Below are 18,926 nucleotides of genomic sequence, written 5' to 3'. Positions count from 1 at the left end.
CGATGCCGATCCTTACCGCCGTCACCCATGCCGACCTGATTGCCGATGTCCGCACGCTCGCCGCGAAGATCGCGCGCGACACCGCGTGGCGCCCCGACTGGCTGGTCGGGATCGGACGCGGCGGGCTGGTTCCTGCGGTGTATCTGAGCCACGCGGCGGGCGTGCCGATGCAGTCGGTCGATTATTCGGCGCAGGACGATACGCGCGCGGCGCCCGCCATCGAGCGGCTCGCGGCGCTGACCCGCGAGGGGCAGAAGCTGCTGTTCATCGACGACATCAACGATTCGGGGCGGACGATCGTCAAGCTGCGCGGGCTGCTGGAGCAGGCCGGCGCGGCGACGGGGGCGATGCGATTCGCGACGTTGATCGACAATCGCGGCTCGGCGGCGAAGGTCGACTTGGCGGCGCGGACGATCGACCGCGCGGTGACCAAGGACTGGTTCGTGTTCCCGTGGGAAGCGCTGGCGCCAGCGACCTCGATCGCGGCGGATGCCGATGAGGTGCCGGAGCGCACGACTTAAGCGGCGGATCGATATTCGGGATTCGACGGCAGATCGCCTTCGATCCCGACCTTCCCTCGTTGGTCGCCCCGGACTTGATCCGGGGCCCCGCGTCTTCTTGCCAACAGAAGGACGAAGTGGGATCCCGGATCAAGTCCGGGATGACGGAATTGTGCGTGGCCAGCGAAGGTCGATCGCGGCGGATGCCGATGAGGTGCCGGAGCGGACGGCTTAAGCGGCGGATCCGTTGCAACGTCGCCGTTCGTGCTGAGGAAGCATCGAGCTTGGCGAAATGCTGTCTCGAAGCACAGCCCTTCGAGACGAGGCTTCGACAGGCTCAGCCTCTCCTCAGGGCGAACGGATGAGCTAAGCTGCTACGGCAGCGTCACGATCCCGGTCACATGCACGGTCCCGCCCTCGGCGTGGACCGCGCCGTTGACGATGCCGGTGATCGTCACCTCCGCACCCGATTCGGCGGTGATGTCGCCGCGGACCATGCCCGAGATCGTGACGCGGCAGCCCGCCGCCACGGTGATGTCGCCGCTGACGATCCCGGACACGTCGGCATCGCGGTCGAGCCGGATCGCGCCGCTGACGATCCCCGACAAATCCCTCATGGCTTGATGAGCCCGATCTCGACCAGCCGCTGGTGCAGATAGCCGTGGGCGGTGATCGGCTCGGGATAGCGGTTCGGGTTCGTGGCGGTGATCGTCTGCGGCAGCGTCTCGATCAGGAAGTCGGGCGCGGGGTGCAGGAAGAACGGCATCGAATAACGCGAATGGCCGCGGCGCTCGGGCGGCGGGTTGACGACGCGGTGCGTGGTCGACGGCAAAACGTGGTTGGTCAGCCGTTGCAGCATGTCGCCGACGTTGACGACCATCGCGCCCTCGGGCGGCTTGACCGCCAGCCACTGGCCGGTCGCGCGGTCGAGCAGTTCGAGCCCGGCCTCTTCTGCGCCGAGCAGCAGGGTGATGAGGTTGATGTCCTCATGCGCGCCCGCCCGGACTCCCTCGGCGTCGGCGGGGATCGGCGGATAATGGAGCAGGCGGAGCACCGAATTGCCGTCCTTGACCGCCGGATCGAACCAGTCCGGTGCAAGGCCGAGGTGCCGGGCGATCGCCGACAGCAGCCGGTCGCCGGCGCGATCGAAGGCGGCGAACAGCTCGACGAACGTGTCGCGAAAGCCTTCGGGGCGTTCAGGCCAGATGTTGGGCGCCATCTCGGTGGCGTAGCGATGCCCTGCCGGCAACTCGCGGCCGACGTGCCAGAATTCCTTGAGATCGACGTGGCGCGCGTCCTTGGCGATCTCGGTCTTGAACGGCGTATAGCCGCGCGCACCGCCGCCACCGGGCGTGTGGTAGCGGCGCTTCTCCTCCTCGGGCAGCGCGAACAAGTCGGCGGTTTCCGCCCAGGCGCGGTCGATCAGCGGCTGCGGCACGCCGTGATCGGCGACGATCGCGAAGCCGAAGCGCTCGAACGATCCGCCCAGCGCGGCGGCGAAGCCATCGGGATCGCGCGCCTGATCGGCGAGGGTGAGCGTCGGGACGTCTGCGGTGTCCGGGGCGGCAGGGGTGTCGAGCATGGTCAATCGTCCGTGAATCTGAATGCTCTAGGTAGGCGTTCGGGCGCGGAGACGCCAGCCGCCGGAACCGCCGGGGTGAGTCTGCCGTTCGATCGGCGTAACGATTGAAGGAGCTGCGCGATGGGCGGGCATCAGGTGTACGGTCAGGGCTCGGGCGACGACGGCTATGACGAGGACGGCTATGACGAAAGCCAGCGCGCCGAAATCCTGGAGGCGACCCGTGATGGGCCCGGCGACGGCACGATCATCGTCGATCTCGACCCCGATGTCGGCACCGACGACGACGCCGAGGACGAAGACGAGCTGGTGATGACCGACGACGAGGTCGCGCGGCAGGACGGCGACGTCGATGCCGACGACAGCGATGTCGCGGAGGACGAGGTGCAGGCGGAATTCGACGATGGCAGCGTCGAGGACGACGAACTCGACGACCGCGACGACACCGCGCTGCGGCCCTGACCCGAAACGGGCGGCGGTCGATTGACCCTGCCCTGATCGCGACGCAGGATGCGGGCGATGCTGATCGTCGCGCTCATGTTGCAGGCTGCGGCCCCTTCGGTGCCGGACAGTCACTCGGTGCTGGTTCCGGTCGGAACGCAGCCTTGCGTGCGCCGGTCGTCCGCCGATGAGGTCGTGGTGTGCGCCGACCCGCTACCGGCACAGGCGCTGCCGCTGCCCGACGAAGCGGTGTCGCCCGGACCGAGACCGGTCAATCGTGACATGACAGGGATCGCGGCGCTGCGTTCGGAAGCCGATCCCTGTTCGGCCACGATCTGGGGCTGTGGCGCGCCGTTGAATCTGCTCGGTATGGGAACCGCGTTGGTGCGCGGTGTCCAGAAGCTGGTCGCGCCGGGGAGCTGTTGCGAAGGACCGCGAGAGGCGACCGATCATTATCAACTGGGGCGTGACGTTGCTGCCGGGATCGGCCGAATCGGCAGGCACAAGCCGGCGAAGGCATCTCGCGAGACGATCGATCTCGACGAGCCGGTGCTGACCGGGCGGGTACATCCGTGATTTGGCGGGCGTCATGCTGATTGCCGCGCTCCTGCTCCAGGCTGCCGCGCCGGCAGCGGCGGACAAATTCTCGATCCTGGCGCCGGTCGGCGATCAACCGTGCGTGCGCAGCAGCGAGGACGGCGAAGTCGTCGTGTGTGCCGATCCGCTGCCGGCGCAGGCGCTGCCGCTGCCGAACGAAGCGGTGCCGACCGGCCCGCGCCCGGTCAATCGCGACATGCGCGGTATCGGCGCGTTGGCCGCCGAGTCCGGCCCGTGCGCGGCGCGATCGGGCGGATGCCAGGTCGGTTTCAACATCCTCGGGCCGGTGGTGGCGCTAGTGCGCGGGGTGCAGTCAGCGATCGCGCCGGGCAGTTGCTGCGAGCGACCAGGGGAGGCGACCGACCCGTTGATGCTGATCGGCGATGCGGTGAAGGGGGTCGCCGGGGCCGGGAAGCACAAGCGTCATCAGCTGAGGCGCGAGGCGATCGACCTTGACGAACCGGTGCTCGCGGGTCGGGTGCATCCCTGAAAGGGCCGACGGCGATTAGGTTCGTCATTGCTTCGCGGCGCTCGCAATGAGGGAATTCAACGCTGAAGCCGGACGTCATCAGCTTCGCGAGTCGCGGCGGCTAGGGCCAGCCGGATCCTACCGCGCCGGGGTCGACTCGCGTTCGATGATCGTGTGGGGAACGATCAGGTCGGTGGCTCCCTCGACGCCGTCGCCGGTGCGGATCAGGCGCTCGGCGGCGCGGAAGGCCATTTCCTCGGCAGGCTGGCGCACGGTGGTGAGCGGTGGCCAGATGCGTGCCGCCAGCGTGGTGTCGTCGAAGCCAGTCACCGCCAGATCGCGCGGCAGCACCAGCCCGCGGCGATGTGCCTCGGCGATGACCCCGGCGGCCATGTCGTCGTTGCTGCACATGATCGCGTCCGGACGCGCCGTGCCGCCCAGCAACGCCTGTACGGCTTGCTCTCCCGAGGCGCGGTCGAAGCGGCCGGGGATCAGCAACGCAGGATCGGCGGCGATGCCATGCGCAGCGAGCGCGTCGTGATAGCCCTTCACGCGGGCGGCGCTGTCGGAGTGACGAGGGCTGCCCGCGACCAGCGCGATCCGGCGATAGCCGCGCGCGATCATCAGAGTAGTTAGTTCAGCCATCGCCGCACGATTGTCGATCCGCACCGTCGCGATGCCGGGAAGGACATGGCCCGTCGCGATCGCCGCGACGGGCAGGCCCAGTTCGTCGAGCACCGGGGAGTCGCTCAGCAACTCGGCGAACGGCGGCACCAGCAACAACGCGTCCGCGCCGCCGCGGGCCAGCGAACGTGCGGCCGCCTCGGCAGCCTCGGGCGTGCCCGGTGCTTCTTCGTGGAGCAGCAATTGCAGCCCGCGCGCATTGGTGGCTCGCAGCGCGCCGACCAGGATCGCGTCGAGGAACGGCGCGCGGGCGCCGCTGTAGAGCAGGCCGACCGTGGTGGCGCGGGCGCGCGCGAGGCGGCGCGCGACGACGTTGGGGACATAGCCGAGTTCGGCGACCGCGGCATGGACCGCGGCGACGGTCGCCGGGCTGGCGCGCCCGGCACGATTGATGACGTTGGAGACGGTCATCGCCGACACGCCCGCACGTTCGGCGACCGCGCGGATCGTGACGCCCTGGCGGCGACGCTCGCTCATGGGAGCGACCTGCGCCGTCCGTCATCGCGCCCGTTGCGGCGGGTTTGCTCCACCGTGGCGGGGCGCGATGACGGGGGCGGCAAGGCGCGGCCCTAGATGGTGCCGGCCTTCATCAGCTTGACCGCATTGTCGCAGGCACGCGCGGTCAGCGCCATGAAGGTCAGCGACGGGTTGACGCACGCCACCGACGCCATCTGCGCGCCGTCGGTGACGAACAGGTTCGGCGCGTCATGCGCCTGGTTCCACTTGTTGAGCACCGAGGTGCGCGGGTCGGCACCCATGCGCGCGCCGCCCATTTCGTGGATCGCGTCGCCGGGGACGTGCTCGCCCTCGCGGCTCTGCACGTCGGTCAGCCCGGCGCCACGCAGCATCGCCTCGCCCTGTTCGCGCGCGTCGGCCATCATCTTCAGCTCGTTGTCGCGGAAGGTGACGTTGAACACCATCAGCGGCACGCCGAAGCGATCGACCTTGGTCGGGTGCAGCGAGACGCGATTGTCCTCGTACGGCAGACACTCGCCGAACGCGGTCATCCCGAACTGCCAGCCGTTGTACTTGCGCATTCCCTCCTTCATCGACTTGCCGAAGCCGACCGGGCCGGCGGGCGAGCGATAGGCCGAGCCCTGATAGCCATAGCCGCGCTTGAACCCGACGCCCTCGTCGCCGCCGACGTTGCGGAAGCGCGGGATGTAGACGCCGCCGGGACGACGACCATACTCGATATATTCGGTCATGCCGGGGATGTTGCCGCCGATGCTGACGCGGAAGATGTGATCCATCACATACTTGCCGAGCGTGCCGCTGCTGTCGAACCAGCTGCGCCCGTCGGGGCGCTTCGAGTTCATCATGATCTGCACCGAGGCGAGCGCCGAGGCGCAGAGGAACACCATCCGCGCCTTGACGACCTGCGCCTGACCAGTCTTCGCGTCGACGTAGCGGACGCCAGTGACGCGCTTCTTGGCGGGATCATATTCGAGGTTGGTGACGACCGCATCCGACCGCAGCGTCAGCTTGCCCGTCGCCCGCGCCGCCGGCAGCGTGACCGCCTGCGTCGAAAAATAGGCACCGAACGAACAGCCGTTACCGCACTGGTTACGATACTGACACTTGGTGCGGTTCTGGTCGGGCTTGTCCTCGGTCATGTTGGTGAGGCGCGTGTTGATGAGCTTGCGGCCCGGGAACTTCGACTCGAGCCGCGGCTTCACCCACTTCTCCGCGATGTTCATCTGCATCGGCGGCTGGAAGTCGCTGTCGGGCAGCTGCGGCAGGTTCTCGCGCGAGCCCGACACGCCGATGTAATTCTCGACGTATTTGTACCAGGGCTCGACGTCCTCGTAACGGATCGGCCAGTCGATCGCGATATTGTCCCGCTTGTTGGCCTCGAAATCCTCGGGCGCCCAGCGGAAGGTCCAGCGGCCCCAGATCAGCGACTTGCCGCCGACCGCCGCCGGGCGGATCCAGTAGAACTTGCTGCCCTCGTCATAGGCATAGGGGTTCAGCCGGTCGTCGTTGTAGAACTTGCGGTTGCTGGGCGTGACATAGCCGTGCTTGGTGATGAAGTAGTCGCTCTCCATCAACGCCGGCGGCATCGAGTTGCGTGCGGGCACCTCATAGGCGGGCTTGCCGTCATAGGGGTAACCCTCGCCATGCTCGACCATGATGCCACGGTCGAGCATCAGGACGCGCAGGCCCTTTTCGGTCAGCTCCTTCGCGGCGAAACCGCCGCTGACGCCGGAGCCGATGACGATCGCGTCGAAAGTATCGGTCGCTGCCATGTGTAAAATCCTCTCCGTCGGCGCGATCAGAACGTCAGCTTGCGCAACGTGTTGAAGCTGGTGGTGATGTCAGGCAGGTACGGGGCGGGGCACTGGTCGTTCTCGACGTAGAAGTGCTTCACGCCCGCGACGCGGTTCAGCTTGAAGATCGCACCGAAGTCGATCTTGCCTTCACCCACCGCGCACATGCTGCCGTCGGCGCGCTTGTCCTTGACGTGATAGGCGTAGATCCGCCCGGCGTGCTGCCGGATCAGCGCGGCCGGGTCCTGCCCCGCGGTGATCGCCCAGAACAGGTCGATCTCCAGCTTCACCAGCGCCGGATCGGTCTCCTTGAGCAGGCGGTCGTAGAGCGACACGCCGCCGGGCTTCACGGTGAACTCGAAATCGTGGTTGTGATAGGCGAAGGCCAGGCCGGCCTTCTTCAGATCGCGCGCGAAGCGGTTGAAGTCCTTGAGCGCGGTGTTCCAGGCGGCCTCGTTGCGGTGCTGGTCGGTCATGTACGGCAGGATGACCGTGTCGGCCCCCAGCGTCTTGGCCATCTTCACCACGCCGTCGAAGTCGGCGAGCAGCCATTCGTAGGGAACGTGGACCGACGGCGCCTTCAGCCCGAGCTTGTCCTGCGTGCGACGCAGCGCGGCATGGTCCATCTTGTCATAGCCGCCACCGCCATACTCGATCTCGCGATAGCCGATCTTCGCGACCTTCTCGAGCGTGCCCATCGGGTCCGGCTGGAAGATCTCGCGGATCGTGTAGAGCTGAAGCCCGATCGCGCCGAGCTGCGCGGCCTGGGCCGAAACCCCGAACAGCCCGAGCGCGGCGAGGCCGCCGGCACCGGCGAGGACGTTGCGACGGTTGGCGATCATGAGGAATAGACCTTGTTGACGTTGGAATAAGGGAAGGCGCCGTCATAGCTGCCGGGGACAGGCAGATATTCGCGCTCCTGCGTGATGCCGATCTCCGAGGTGTAGTAACCGGCGATCACCATCTGGCGGAACGGGCCGAAGAAGGCCGCGCCGCCGGGGAATTTGTCGTCCATCGCCAGCGTCAGCAGCGCGTCGTGCTGGGCCGGGGTGAGCTGGTTGGCGGTCTTCTTGTAATCGGCCTGCGCGCGCGCCGCGATCGCGTCCAACCCGGCGATGATCGGCTTGCGGTCGTCGGGCGACGACCAGTCGGCGAGCAGCTTCTCGATATATTCCGGCACCCCGGCGGCGATCGCGCCCGGCGTGTCGGTGGTCGGGATCACCCGGTCGCTGAGCGCGCTCATCAGCGCGCGCTGCGACGGCGTGAACACCTGCACGCTGGGCGGCCCCTCGCTGATGACGGGGATGCCGCCACCCTTTGCCGCCGCGGCGGTCGCCGCGCGGGCCAGCGGGGCGTACAAGGACGCTCCGAACATGGCGGCGATGCCGCCCAAGGCTTGTCGTCTGTCGATCACTCACCCTCTCCCGTAATGCTGATGCTGCGCCGGCTCATGCCGCGTCGATCGCGCGATAAGCGGCGATCAGCCGCTCCTCGCCCGCGCGTCCCGCCTGCGAACTGCCATGTTCCATGCCGATGACGCCGCGATAGCGACGCTCGCGCAGGAAGCGCACGATGTTGCCGAAATTGACTTCGCCGGTCCCGGGCTCCTTGCGGCCGGGATTGTCGCCGAACTGGATATAGCCGACCTCGTCCCAGATCATGCCGAGCGAGCGGATCAGGTTTCCCGACTGGATCTGCTCGTGATAGCAATCGGCGAGCACCTTGACCGCCGGGCTGTTCGCGCCGCGCGCCACCGCATAGCCGGCCGCGAACGAGCGCATGTAGACGTTGGGATGGTCGGTGCGCGTGTTGAGCGGCTCCATGACCAAAGCCAGACCGTGCGGGGCGAGGATGTCGCCCGCGCGGCGCATCAGGTCGATGACGCGCCCGGTCTGGATCTCCATCGGCACCTTGTGGTCGACGAAGCCGGTGACGACGGTCATGTGCTTCGCGTTCAGCCGCTTGGCGACCTCGACCGAGGCACGGACGTCGGCGAGGAACGCCTCGCGCTCCGCGCCGTCGTCGCTGCCGAAGACCGGGCGGAACGCCGACCATTTCGGCATCGAGGCGACGAACACGCCCATCGTCATCCCGCGCCGTTGCAGCGCCTTCGCCATCGCGTCCTGCTCGGCGACGCTGCGGCTGCGCGCTTCATTGTCCTCCCACGCGCGGAAGCCTTGATCGGCGGCGAAGGCGATCTGCTCGATCCGGTCGCCGCGGCTCGCGAAGCTGCCCTCGTGCGGGGCATAGTTGAGCGAGAAGGTCGCGGCGTTGCTCACGCGGGCCTGTCCTTGCGCCGACGACGACAGCGCCGCCGCGGCGGCCCCTGCCAGAACCGTGCGGCGCGACGGGGTCATGCCGCGGCGACCGTCGCGCGGCGGCGACGCTCGGACAGCCAGATCGCGCCGAACACGAACAGCAGCACGACCGGCACCAGCGCGAGCTTCGCGAACGACTGCGACGCGGCCGCGTCCTCGACCTGGCGCAATGCCTCGCCGGTCAGGCGCTTGAACGCTTCCGGACCACCGGCGAGTTCGACTTTGGCCTGGTCGAACATCCCGCCGAGTGCCGGGAGCACGAAGAAGCTGGCCAGCGCGCCCGCCGAGCCGACCAGCCCGAGCGCCCACGCCCCGCCGCGCGGATAGCGCTCGGCGACCGAGGCGAGCATCGTCGGCCACATCGCGCAGACGCCGAGGCCCCAAACGGTCGAGGCGACCAGCGCCGCGACCGGCGACTGCGCGCGCGACAGCAGGAACAGCCCGATCGCGGCGAGCAGGCTGGAGATCCACAGCAAGCCCGGATTGGACAGCTTGCCCGCCAGCCGCCCGGCGAAGTGACGGAACACGAACATCAAGGCGCTGACATAGACGAGCAGCAGGATGCCGCGCATCCCGACGCGATTGGTGAGCGCGACGTCGAGCCACTGGCCCGGCGCCAGCTCCGACGAGGCGGTGAGGAACATCGCGCCGAACCACACGAAGAAGCTCGGGCGGCGGAACACTTCGCCGATCATCGTCCCGAAGCTCTCGCCCTCGACCGCCGCGGGGGCAGGGGGGAAGGTGGTGGTCGCGCCGATGATGACGACGCCGATCGCGGGCAGGAACACCAGCCCCATGATCGCCTGCCACGGCAGCACGTTGGCAAGGAACACGCCCGCCAGCCCGCCGATGATCAGCCCGCCCGGATACCAGGCGTGGAGCACGTTCAGCCGATGGGTGGTCTCTTCGGGATAGAGGCGCGCGGTCAGCGGGTTGATCGACGATTCGGCCAGACCCCAGCCGATCCCGCTGAGCATCATGCCCAGCCACACCAGCGAATAGATCGTCATGCCGGTCGCGATCGCGCCCGCGCCGACGATCAAGGCGGTGCCGAGGATGAAGCACACGCCCGAGCCGATCACGATCCGCTTGGCGCCAATCTTGTCGAGCAGCGCGCTGGCGACGAACAGGGTGATGGCGAAGCCGAGGAACGCGGAGCCGAGCGCCGCGCCGATCAGCTCGCCGGCCTCGACCGGGGCGATCGGGTCGATCCATTGCGCCTTCAGGCTGCTGGCGATCGCCGCGCGCAGCGACGCGCTGACCGCCGCGGTGGTCAGCGCCAGCACGCTCAGCCAGAACAAGCGGGACCGATGCTGTCCCGTAAACGCCGCTGCCTCTGTCTGCACCCTCTACCCCTTTATGATCGCGCGATTCTTTTATCTGATTTTTACAGTCTGGCCGATCAGTCGAGCCCGAGCAACCGCCGGTTCGCGGCCGGATCGGACCCGCCCGCGAAATCGTCGAAGGCGCGTTCGGGGCGCCGGATCATGTGCGCGGCGATGAACGGTGCGCCCTCGCGCGCGCCATCCTCGGGATGCTTCAGGCAGCATTCCCATTCGAGCACCGCCCAGCCGGCATAGCCATATTGCGTCAGCTTCGAGAAGATGCCGCCGAAGTCGACCTGTCCGTCGCCCAGCGAGCGGAAGCGGCCCGGCCGGTCAACCCAGTCCGAATAGCTGCCGTACACGCCCGCCTTGCCGGTCGGGTTGAACTCCGCGTCCTTGACGTGGAACATGCGGATGCGGTCGTGGTAGAAGTCGATGAACTGGAGATAGTCCATCGCCTGCAACACGAAGTGGCTGGGATCGTAGAGGATATTGGCGCGCTTGTGCCCGCCGACCGCGTTCAGGAACCGCTCGAAGGTGGTGCCGTCGTGCAGGTCCTCGCCGGGGTGCAGCTCGAAGCAGAGGTCGACGCCCTGTTCCTCGAAGGCGTCGAGGATCGGGGTCCAGCGCTTGCCGAGTTCGGCGAAGGCATCCTCGACCATCCCCGCCGGGCGCTGCGGCCACGGATAGACGAACGGCCAGGCGAACGCGCCCGAGAAGGTGGCGTGCGCGTCGAGCCCGAGCCGGCGGCTCGCCTTGGCGGCGAGCTTGAGCTGGTCGACCGCCCAGGCCTGCCGCTCGGCGGGTTTGCCGCGGAGTTCTTCCGGCGCGAAGACGTCGAAGGCGGTGTCGTAGGCGGGGTGGACCGCGACGAGCTGGCCTTGCAGGTGCGTCGACAATTCGGTGATCGCGACGCCCGCCTCGCGGCAGCGCCCGACCAGTTCGTCGGCATAATCCTGGCTCTCGGCGGCGAGTTTCAGGTCCATGCACCGCTCGTCGCGGGTCGGGATCTGCACGCCCTCGTAACCGGCCTCGGCCATCCAGCGCGCGGCGTTGTCGAGCGTGTCGAACGGCGCGGCGTCGCCCATGAACTGCGCGAGGAAGACGCCCGGGCCGCGCATGGTGCCGCCGCCGCTCACTTGGCGGTCTCGGACTTCAGATAGGCGATGATCGCGGCGCGCTTGGCGGGATCGGGGGTCGAGATCGGCATCCGGGTGCCGGGCACCTTCTTCTGCGGCGCGGCGAGATATTCGTTGAGCGACGCGTCGTTCCACTTCAGCTGCGCCTTCTTGAAGGCGGCCGAATAATTGAAGCCGGGCGCGGAGGCCGGCGCGCGCGTGAACAGCCCTGCGAGGTTCGGGCCGATGCCGTTGCGCTCGCCCTTGTGCAGCGTGTGGCAGGCCTTGCAGGCGGCGAATGCCTGCTGCCCGTTCTGCTGCGCCGGCGCGGGGGCCGAAACCACCAGCGCGACAATGGCGGCGACTGGCGCGGCGGCCAGACCGGCGATCAACTTCATCGCATACTCTCCAAACCCGAATTGATTGCCGCCAGTTTACCGCTAAACCGGGCGATAGCAAGGCGGCTGACGTTACGGTCTTCGTAATGTTGGTATGCGGATGACGGGAGGATGAATGGCGCGGGTAGAACCACTTAAGCTCGGGATGATCGGCGGCGGCGAAGGCGCGTTCATCGGTGCGGTCCACCGGATGGCGGCCGGGATCGACGGCGACTGGCGACTGGTCGCGGGCGCGTTCAGCACCGATGCGGGGCGCAATACGCGCACCGGGGAACTGCTCGGTCTCGATGCGGGACGCGTTTACGGCTCGATTGAGGCCATGCTTTCGGCCGAGCGTGCGCTGCCGGAGAGCGAACGGATCGACGCGGTGGCGATCGTGACACCGAATCACCTCCATGCGCCGATGTCGATCGCGGCGCTCGACGCGGGCTTCCACGTCATCTGCGAAAAGCCGATGTCGCTGAACCTCGAGGAGGCGCAGGCGATCGCCGCGGCGGCCGAGCGCAGCGGGCGGCATTATGCGCTGGCCTTCACCTACAGCGGCTATCCGCTGGTCGAGGAAGCACGCGCGCGGGTAGCGCGCGGCGACTTCGGCGCGATCCGGCTGGTGCAGGTCGAATATTCGCAAGGCTGGCTGAGCAGCGCGCTGGACCGCGAAGGCAACCGCCAGGCCGAGTGGCGCACCGATCCGGCGCGCGCCGGGCTGGGCGGCTGCCTCGGCGATATCGGGACGCACGCCTTCCAGTTGGCCGAGCATGTCAGCGGGTTGCAGGTCGAGTCGCTGTGCGCCGACCTGACGACGCATGTGCCGGGGCGGCGGCTGGACGACGACGTCAGCGTGCTGCTGCGCTTCGCGGGCGGCGCGCGCGGCGTGCTGAAGGCGACGCAGGTCGCGGCGGGCGACGAGAACGGGCTGCGGCTGCGCATCCACGGCGAGAAGGGCGGGCTCGACTGGGCGCAGATGGAGCCCAACACGCTGACGCTGCGCTGGCTCGACCGCCCGGGCGAGGTGGTCCGCACCGGCGGGCCGGGGCTGGCCGAGACGACGTTGGGCCGCATTCGCACGCCCGCGGGGCATCCCGAAGGCTATATCGAGGCGTTCGCGAACATCTATCGCGCGGTCGCGGCGACGATCCGCGGGGGCGATGCGGTCGCCGAGCGCGGCGCGGCGGCGTGGTTCCCCGGCACCCGTGACGGCGTGCGGACGATGGCGTTCGTCGAGGCGGTGGTGGCGAACGCTGCGTTGGACCAGAAGTGGAGTGGGTTGGCGGGGTAGTTCGCCTGCGCTGGCAGGGCCTATGAATGAACCCGTCATCCCGGATCCTTCAACAAGCTCAGGAGAGCCTTGATCCGGGATCCCGCTTTTTCCTCTCGACCGTGGCAGGAAGAAGCGGGGCCCCGGATCAAGTCCGGGGCGACGGAGGTCCCTAGCGCACCACCTTCGGCAAAATCGCGTCGAGCAGGATCATGCCAGCTTCGGTGACGCGCAGACGGTCGCCCTCACGGACGATCAGGTCGGGCAGGGCGGCGATCGCCCGAAGGTCGATGATGTCCTCGACGCGCATCCCGCCCGCCGCCGCGATCGCCGCCACATCGACGCCCTCACGCAGGCGTAGCCCCATCAGCAACGCCTCGCCGACGCGGGTCGGCGCGTCGAGCGGCTCGTCGCTCTCCAGTCCATGTCCGTTGCGCGCGACCGCGGCGAGCCAGTTCTCGGGCTTCTTGCGGCGGAAGGTCGCGAGATGGTCGCGCCGGCCGTGCGCGCCGGGGCCGATGCCGGCGTAATCGCGATAGCGCCAGTAAGCGAGATTGTGGCGGCTCTCCGCGCCGGGGCGGGCGTGGTTGGAGATCTCATAGGCCGGCAGTCCCGCCGCCGCGGTGCGGTCGCGGGTCAGCTCGAACAGATCGGCGGCGGAGTCGCCGTCGGGGATCGTCAGCCGCCCCGCCGCGGCCTGGGTGGCGAAGCGCGTGCCGGGCTCGATCGTGAGCTGATAGAGCGACAGATGCTCGGTCCCGAACGACAGCGCGCGGGCCAGTTCGGCGTCCCATGCCGCCTGTGTCTGGCCGGGGCGGGCGTAGATCAGGTCGAAGCTGACGCGTTCGAACGTCGCCTGCGCCACCTCGAGCGCGCCGAGCCCCTCGCGCACGTCATGCGCGCGGCCGAGGAAGCGCAACGCGTCGTCGTCGAGCGCCTGTAGCCCGAGCGAGACGCGATTGACCCCTGCGGCCGCCAGATCGGTGAAGCGCGCCGCCTCCACCGACGACGGATTCGCCTCAAGCGTGATCTCGACATCGCCGACGGGCGCCCATGCGCTGGTCGCCGCGTCGATCAGCGCCGCGACGGTGGCGGGCGGCATCAGCGAAGGCGTGCCGCCGCCGAAGAAGATCGACCCCAGCCGCCGGCCCGGCAGCAGCGCCGCCTCATGCGCGAGGTCGGCGAGCAGGGCATCATGCCATTGCGCCTCGTCGACGGTCGCGCGGACATGGCTGTTGAAGTCGCAATAGGGGCATTTCGAGACGCAGAACGGCCAATGGATGTAGAGCGCGAGCGGCGCGGCGGCGCGCGCGGCGCGGTCCTGCGCCGCAGCGTCGGGGGAGACGAGGTCGATCATGCCCATGATCGCGCGCATATGGCGGTTCGTCGCAGCAAACGCCACCGTCGCCGCACGCCGGACCTGCTCCATGTTGCCGTAGCGCAACGACTTTGACATCCCGGACGGCGATGCTGGTCCGCCGATTCGTCGCGTTGTTGCTTGCCCTTTCGTCCTGTGCGCCCGGCGTGGCCGCCGGGGTCGAATTCCGGATTCAACGTCCTGCGCCGTCCCGCGATGTCGTGTCGCTCCAGCGCGCGATGCTCGACGTCCACAATCGTGCGCGCGGGGCGGTCGGGCTGGCGCCGCTGGTGTGGAGCCCGTCGCTGGCGGCGGCGGCGTCCCGTCATGCGCAGGCGCTGGCGCGCAGTGGCCGGCTGTTCCATGCCGAGCAACCGGCGGGTGACGGGTGGCAGGGCGAGAATCTGTTCGCGGGCACGCGCGGCGGCTATGATTACGGTGAAATGGCGCGGTACTGGATCGAGGAGCGCCGCAACTTCCGCAATCGCCCGAGCCCCGGCTTCAGCCGCACGGGCCGGTGGCAGGACGCGGCGCATTATGCGCAGATCGTGTGGCGCACGACCACCGAGGTGGGGTGCGCGGTGGAGAGCGGGCAGACGCAGGACTTCCTGGTCTGCCGCTACAATCCCGGCGGCGAGATGGCGGGGCGACGGGCGTATTGAGGACGTTCTCTAACGTCCTCCCGGACTTGATCCGGGCTCCCGCTTCTGCCCTGACCTAGGGGTGATCGACATTCATGGTTGCCTGCCCTCGCCCCTCGCAGAGGGGAGAGGGTTGCGCAGACTTAGGCTTTGCGCAGCAAAGTCTTAGTCGGAGCTGGGTGAGGGGTGGCGCTCGCGCAAGCGAGCGCGCGAGCCAGCGGCTCGCTCAACCCGTCACCCAAGCTGAGCTAGCCAGCAAGCTGGCAAGCTCCGCTATCCCTCTCCCCTGTCCAGGGGCGAGGGCAAGAGGACATCATCATGAATGTCGATCCGCCCTAGAAGACGAAGCGGGGCCCCGGATCAAGTCCGGGGCGACGACGCCGAGTTCAGAAGACCGCCGCGACCATTTGCCGGAACGCGTCGCCGCGGTGGCTGATCTCGTTCTTGGCGGGTTCGTCCATCTCGCCGAAGGTCACGTCGTGGCCGACCGGCTGGAAGACCGGATCATAGCCGTGCCCCTTGTCGCCACGCGGCGGCCAGACGAGCGTGCCGTCGACGCGTCCCTCGAACCATTCGACGTGCCCGTCGGGCCACGCCAGCGCCAGCGCGCAAATGAAATGCGCGTCGCGCGGTGCGTCGGGGGTTTCGGCCAGCTTGTCCTCGACCAGCCGCATCGCGTGCCCGAAGTCCTTGTTCGGGCCGCCCCAGCGCGCCGAAAAGATGCCGGGATCGCCGCCCAGCGCATCGACGCACAGCCCGCTGTCGTCGGCGAGCGCCGGCAGCCCCGACAGGTCCGCCGCCGCGCGCGCCTTCAGCTCGGCATTCATCACGAAGGTGGTGCCGGTCTCCTCGGGCTCGGGCAGGTCGAGCGCACCCGCCGAGACGACGTCGAGCCCGCGCCCTTCCAGCAGCGCGGCGATCTCGCGCACCTTGCCGGCATTGTGGCTGGCGATCACCAGCTTGCCGGGCTGGAGCTTGCGGATCGCCTGCGGCTCCTTGCCTTCCCCGCTCATGCGACCGCGCGCGCCTGTGCGGCGAAGATCTCGTTGCAGCCGATCCGCGCGAGGCGCAGCAGGCGCAGCAGCGCTTCCTCGTCATAGGTGGCGTGCTCGGCGGTCGCCTGCGCCTCGGCGATGTGACCGTTTTCGAGCAGCACGAAATTGGCGTCGGCGTCGGCGTTCGAATCCTCGTCATAATCGAGGTCGAGCACCGGATTGCCTTGATAGATGCCGCACGACACCGCGGCGATCTTCTGCTTGATCGGGTCGGCGGTCAGCTTGCCCGATGCCAGCAGCCCGTCGACCGCCAGCCGCAGCGCGACCCATGCGCCCGAGATCGACGCGGTGCGCGTGCCGCCATCGGCCTGGATCACGTCGCAGTCGAGCGTGATCTGCCGCTCGCCGAGCAGGGTCAGGTCGGTGACCGCGCGCAAGGATCGCCCGATCAGCCGCTGGATTTCCTGTGTGCGGCCCGACTGCTTGCCCTTGGCGGCCTCGCGGCTGCCGCGCGTGTGCGTGGCGCGCGGGAGCATCCCGTATTCGGCGGTCACCCAGCCCTGGCCCTTGCCGCGCAGGAACGGCGGCACGCGCTCCTCGACGGAGGCGGTGACCAGCACTTTGGTATCGCCGAAGCCGATCAGCACCGAGCCTTCGGCGTGGCGGGTGAAGCGCGGCTCGATGGTGATCGGGCGCATCTGGTCGGGGGTGCGGCCGCTGGGGCGCATTCAACTCTCCTCAAGGTCGGATCGCGCACGCCCTAGCGGGGTTGGTGCGGCGGCGCCAGCAACTAACGGGAGGATGCGATGCGGGGATTGATGGCGATGGTGTTGGTGCTGGCGGCCGGGTGCACGCCGGTCGAGCTTCGTTCACCGCCGACCGCTGGCGTGCCGGTGGCGATCGAGGGTGATTCGATCAGCTATGCGACCGGCCCGTGTTATGGGACGTGTCCGGTCTACAAGGTGACGGTCCGTCCCGACGGCACCGGCACGTTCGAGGGCGAGCGGTTCACCGCGGTCACCGGCAGCCGAGCGTTTCGGGTGACCCCGGAGGAGTATCGCCGCTTCGCCGCGGCGCTCGAACCATACCGGCCGGACGGCGAACGGCGGGTGGAGATGGGTTCGCCCGATTGCGGTGCCGCGCCGACCGACATGCCCAGCGTCGACGTGAACTGGGCGATGGCCAGCGGCGGGGCAGGGCATCTGCATTTCTATTACGGCTGCCGGGTCGGGAATGCCGCAATGGCCGAGGCGCTGCGGAACGCACCCACGTTGCTGCCAATTGCGGACTTGATCGGAAAGCGCTGACGAAGACGCCGTCGCCCCTGCGCAGGCAGGGGCCCATGTCTGTTTCGTGTCGCGAGCGGCCCGTCACGCCGGAGTCGGCAATTGTGTCAGGGCCGACCACCAGGACGATACAGCCATGGGCCCCTGCCTCCGCAGGGGCGACGGCGTTTGTGGCGCGGTCAGCTCACCACCCAGCCGCGCGCCGCGGCGGCGTCGTCGAACAATTGCATATAGGGCTGCGTCATCACCCGTCGCACCTGCCCGCGCAACACCGCGCTGACCGCCACCACCGCGATCCGGCTGGCCTTAGGGAACGGTGCCATATGTTGCGCCAACGCCGCGAGCGTCTCCTGCGGCTGCGGGCCGCACGCGCTCATGTCGATCATCAGCCGGTAACCCGGGCGGAAGCGCGCGGCGAGGAATTGGCGCATCACGTCGCGGGTGTAGAGCACCACCTCCTCGGGGGTGAAGATGCGGTGCCAGCGAATCGCCAGCAATTGCGCGTCATGGTCGAATGAGACGTCGTACATCACTGATCTTCCTCGGTTCCTTCTTTGCGGGCCGCAGGTTGCGGAAAGATGAAGGACGCGGCGGTTGAGCCGCGCGGCGCGGGCGCATACATCGGTGGCGTGAGTGGTTCGCTGCCCATCGCTGAGCTGACCGATCGCGCCCGCGACATCTTCCGGCGCGTCGTCGACGGCTATCTGGAGAGCGGGCAGCCGGTCGGGTCGCGGACGCTGGCGCAGGCCGGGCTGAACCTGTCGCCGGCCTCGATCCGCGGCGTGCTCGCGCAGCTGGAGATGGCTGGGCTGCTCACCGCGCCGCATACCTCGGCGGGGCGGATGCCGACCGAGCGCGGCTTGCGGCTGTTCGTCGATGGCATGATGCAGGCGCACGCGCCCAGCGACGAGGAACGCCAGCAGATCGAGGCGCGCGCCGGCACCGGCGGGCCGGTCGAGGAGGCGCTGGCCGCGACCACCGCCGCGCTCTCCGGCCTGTCGGCGTGCGCCGGGCTGGTGATGGTGCCCAAGCGCGAGGCGGTGCTGCGCTCGATCGGCTTCGTGCCGCTTGGCGCCACGCAGGCGCTGGCGGTGCTGGTCGGCGAGGACGGCGCGGTCGAGAATCGCGTCATCGACCTGCCGGCGGGGGTCGCGCCGGGCGCGCTGGTCGAGGCGGGCAATTTCATGACCGCTACGCTCGCCGGGCTGACGCTCGGCGAGGCGCGCGCGCGGCTCGAGCGCGAGCTGTCGCAAGGGCGCTCGGCGCTCGACGCCGCGGCGCGGGCGCTGGTCGAGCGCGGGCTGGCAGTGTGGAGCGAGGACGGCGCGCGACGCCCGGTGCTGATCGTGCGTGGGCATGGCCGGCTGCTCGACGATGCCGCGACCGCCGATCTGGAGCGGGTGCGCGCGCTGCTCGACGATCTCGACGGCAAGCAGGAGGTCGCCGCATTGCTCGACTCGGCGCGCGCCGGCGATGCGACGCGGATCTTCATCGGCGCGGAGAACAAATTGTTCACGCTCAGCGGCTCGTCGGTGATCGCCAAACCCTTCCGTGGCCGCGACGGGCGCGTGGTCGGGGTGGTGGGCGTGATCGGGCCGACGCGGTTGAACTACGCCCGCGTCGTGCCCATGGTGGATTTCACGGCCGCGACGCTTACCCGGTTGCTCGGATGACGCGCGGCTTTCCGACGTAA

At 68.8% G+C, this 18,926-nt stretch carries 22 protein-coding genes; 8 read left to right on the top strand and 14 right to left on the bottom strand.

Going from position 1 to position 18,926, the window contains the following annotated elements:
- Positions 1 to 2: 2 nt before the first annotated feature.
- A complete protein-coding gene (locus PGN16_RS10200) occupies positions 3 to 521 on the top strand; it encodes a phosphoribosyltransferase (protein WP_335309287.1) in 519 nt (172 codons plus the stop codon).
- Positions 522 to 874: 353 nt separating this feature from the next.
- On the opposite strand, the gene PGN16_RS10195 is transcribed toward PGN16_RS10200, so the two are convergent.
- Together PGN16_RS10195 and PGN16_RS10190 are read right to left on the bottom strand one after the other, a co-directional pair.
- The gene (locus PGN16_RS10195; protein WP_335309286.1) at positions 875 to 1,117 is read right to left on the bottom strand and encodes a polymer-forming cytoskeletal protein; all 243 of its coding nucleotides are present in this window, start codon (positions 1,115 to 1,117) and stop codon (positions 875 to 877) included.
- Positions 1,114 to 2,082, bottom strand: coding sequence for an isopenicillin N synthase family dioxygenase (locus PGN16_RS10190; RefSeq protein WP_335309285.1), 969 nt, complete (start codon positions 2,080 to 2,082; stop codon positions 1,114 to 1,116). The genes PGN16_RS10195 and PGN16_RS10190 overlap by 4 nt, the downstream gene beginning before the upstream one ends.
- Positions 2,083 to 2,202: 120 nt before the next feature.
- Between PGN16_RS10190 and PGN16_RS10185 the strand changes: the two genes are divergently transcribed.
- Genes PGN16_RS10185 through PGN16_RS10175 form a run of 3 tightly spaced genes read left to right on the top strand, consistent with a single transcriptional unit; the run spans position 2,203 to position 3,607 of the window.
- Positions 2,203 to 2,541, top strand: coding sequence for a DNA primase (locus tag PGN16_RS10185; RefSeq protein WP_335309284.1), 339 nt, complete (start codon positions 2,203 to 2,205; stop codon positions 2,539 to 2,541).
- A gap of 57 nt (positions 2,542 to 2,598) precedes the next feature.
- Complete coding sequence (locus PGN16_RS10180; protein WP_335309283.1) at positions 2,599 to 3,096, top strand: hypothetical protein; 498 nt, start codon at positions 2,599 to 2,601, stop codon at positions 3,094 to 3,096.
- Positions 3,097 to 3,109: 13 nt separating this feature from the next.
- Positions 3,110 to 3,607, top strand: coding sequence for a hypothetical protein (locus tag PGN16_RS10175; RefSeq protein WP_335309282.1), 498 nt, complete (start codon positions 3,110 to 3,112; stop codon positions 3,605 to 3,607).
- Positions 3,608 to 3,724: 117 nt separating this feature from the next.
- On the opposite strand, the gene PGN16_RS10170 is transcribed toward PGN16_RS10175, so the two are convergent.
- The 8 genes from PGN16_RS10170 to PGN16_RS10135 form a co-directional block, all read right to left on the bottom strand.
- The gene (locus PGN16_RS10170; RefSeq protein ID WP_335309281.1) at positions 3,725 to 4,747 is read right to left on the bottom strand and encodes a LacI family DNA-binding transcriptional regulator; all 1,023 of its coding nucleotides are present in this window, start codon (positions 4,745 to 4,747) and stop codon (positions 3,725 to 3,727) included.
- A 92-nt stretch (positions 4,748 to 4,839) separates the two neighbouring features.
- Complete coding sequence (locus PGN16_RS10165; protein ID WP_335309280.1) at positions 4,840 to 6,519, bottom strand: GMC family oxidoreductase; 1,680 nt, start codon at positions 6,517 to 6,519, stop codon at positions 4,840 to 4,842.
- Between the two features lie 26 nt (positions 6,520 to 6,545).
- The gene (locus tag PGN16_RS10160; protein ID WP_335309279.1) at positions 6,546 to 7,382 is read right to left on the bottom strand and encodes a sugar phosphate isomerase/epimerase family protein; all 837 of its coding nucleotides are present in this window, start codon (positions 7,380 to 7,382) and stop codon (positions 6,546 to 6,548) included.
- On the bottom strand, positions 7,379 to 7,954 hold the full coding sequence (locus PGN16_RS10155; RefSeq protein WP_335309278.1) for a gluconate 2-dehydrogenase subunit 3 family protein: 576 nt from the start codon (positions 7,952 to 7,954) through the stop codon (positions 7,379 to 7,381). The genes PGN16_RS10160 and PGN16_RS10155 overlap by 4 nt, the downstream gene beginning before the upstream one ends.
- 34 nt (positions 7,955 to 7,988) lie before the next feature.
- Positions 7,989 to 8,897, bottom strand: coding sequence for a hydroxypyruvate isomerase family protein (locus PGN16_RS10150; RefSeq protein ID WP_335309277.1), 909 nt, complete (start codon positions 8,895 to 8,897; stop codon positions 7,989 to 7,991).
- Entirely contained in the window at positions 8,894 to 10,159 is a 1,266-nt protein-coding gene (locus tag PGN16_RS10145) for an MFS transporter (RefSeq protein WP_335309276.1), read from the bottom strand. Before PGN16_RS10145 ends, PGN16_RS10150 begins: the two co-directional genes overlap by 4 nt.
- A gap of 101 nt (positions 10,160 to 10,260) precedes the next feature.
- Complete coding sequence (locus PGN16_RS10140) at positions 10,261 to 11,304, bottom strand: sugar phosphate isomerase/epimerase family protein (protein WP_335309274.1); 1,044 nt, start codon at positions 11,302 to 11,304, stop codon at positions 10,261 to 10,263.
- A 14-nt stretch (positions 11,305 to 11,318) separates the two neighbouring features.
- Entirely contained in the window at positions 11,319 to 11,699 is a 381-nt protein-coding gene (locus PGN16_RS10135; RefSeq protein ID WP_184038916.1) for a c-type cytochrome, read from the bottom strand.
- 115 nt (positions 11,700 to 11,814) lie between these two features.
- Here PGN16_RS10135 and PGN16_RS10130 point away from each other — a divergent pair, with 115 nt between their 5' ends.
- Complete coding sequence (locus PGN16_RS10130; protein ID WP_335309272.1) at positions 11,815 to 12,975, top strand: Gfo/Idh/MocA family protein; 1,161 nt, start codon at positions 11,815 to 11,817, stop codon at positions 12,973 to 12,975.
- A 151-nt stretch (positions 12,976 to 13,126) separates the two neighbouring features.
- Here PGN16_RS10130 and hemW read toward each other — a convergent pair whose 3' ends face one another.
- Entirely contained in the window at positions 13,127 to 14,311 is a 1,185-nt protein-coding gene (hemW, locus tag PGN16_RS10125; RefSeq protein ID WP_335310318.1) for a radical SAM family heme chaperone HemW, read from the bottom strand.
- A 110-nt stretch (positions 14,312 to 14,421) separates the two neighbouring features.
- Here hemW and PGN16_RS10120 point away from each other — a divergent pair, with 110 nt between their 5' ends.
- Positions 14,422 to 14,973 (top strand): CAP domain-containing protein, encoded by a 552-nt coding sequence (locus PGN16_RS10120; RefSeq protein WP_335309271.1) that lies wholly within the window; start codon positions 14,422 to 14,424, stop codon positions 14,971 to 14,973.
- A 365-nt stretch (positions 14,974 to 15,338) separates the two neighbouring features.
- On the opposite strand, the gene rdgB is transcribed toward PGN16_RS10120, so the two are convergent.
- The gene (gene rdgB / locus PGN16_RS10115) at positions 15,339 to 15,965 is read right to left on the bottom strand and encodes an RdgB/HAM1 family non-canonical purine NTP pyrophosphatase (RefSeq protein ID WP_335309270.1); all 627 of its coding nucleotides are present in this window, start codon (positions 15,963 to 15,965) and stop codon (positions 15,339 to 15,341) included.
- Positions 15,962 to 16,675, bottom strand: coding sequence for a ribonuclease PH (gene rph, locus PGN16_RS10110; protein WP_184504702.1), 714 nt, complete (start codon positions 16,673 to 16,675; stop codon positions 15,962 to 15,964). The genes rdgB and rph overlap by 4 nt, the downstream gene beginning before the upstream one ends.
- Before the next feature lie 78 nt (positions 16,676 to 16,753).
- Here rph and PGN16_RS10105 point away from each other — a divergent pair, with 78 nt between their 5' ends.
- Positions 16,754 to 17,254, top strand: a complete 501-nt coding sequence (locus PGN16_RS10105; protein ID WP_335309269.1) for a DUF6438 domain-containing protein — start codon at positions 16,754 to 16,756, stop codon at positions 17,252 to 17,254.
- 158 nt (positions 17,255 to 17,412) lie between these two features.
- On the opposite strand, the gene PGN16_RS10100 is transcribed toward PGN16_RS10105, so the two are convergent.
- The gene (locus tag PGN16_RS10100) at positions 17,413 to 17,763 is read right to left on the bottom strand and encodes an STAS/SEC14 domain-containing protein (protein ID WP_335309268.1); all 351 of its coding nucleotides are present in this window, start codon (positions 17,761 to 17,763) and stop codon (positions 17,413 to 17,415) included.
- Between the two features lie 99 nt (positions 17,764 to 17,862).
- Here PGN16_RS10100 and hrcA point away from each other — a divergent pair, with 99 nt between their 5' ends.
- Entirely contained in the window at positions 17,863 to 18,906 is a 1,044-nt protein-coding gene (gene hrcA, locus PGN16_RS10095) for a heat-inducible transcriptional repressor HrcA (RefSeq protein WP_443019618.1), read from the top strand.
- Positions 18,907 to 18,926 lie beyond the last annotated feature (20 nt).

The sequence above is a fragment of the Sphingomonas phyllosphaerae genome (assembly GCF_036946485.1).
Taxonomy (GTDB): Bacteria; Pseudomonadota; Alphaproteobacteria; order Sphingomonadales; family Sphingomonadaceae; genus Sphingomonas; species Sphingomonas phyllosphaerae_E.
This window is presented reverse-complemented; position numbering and strand designations above follow the sequence as displayed.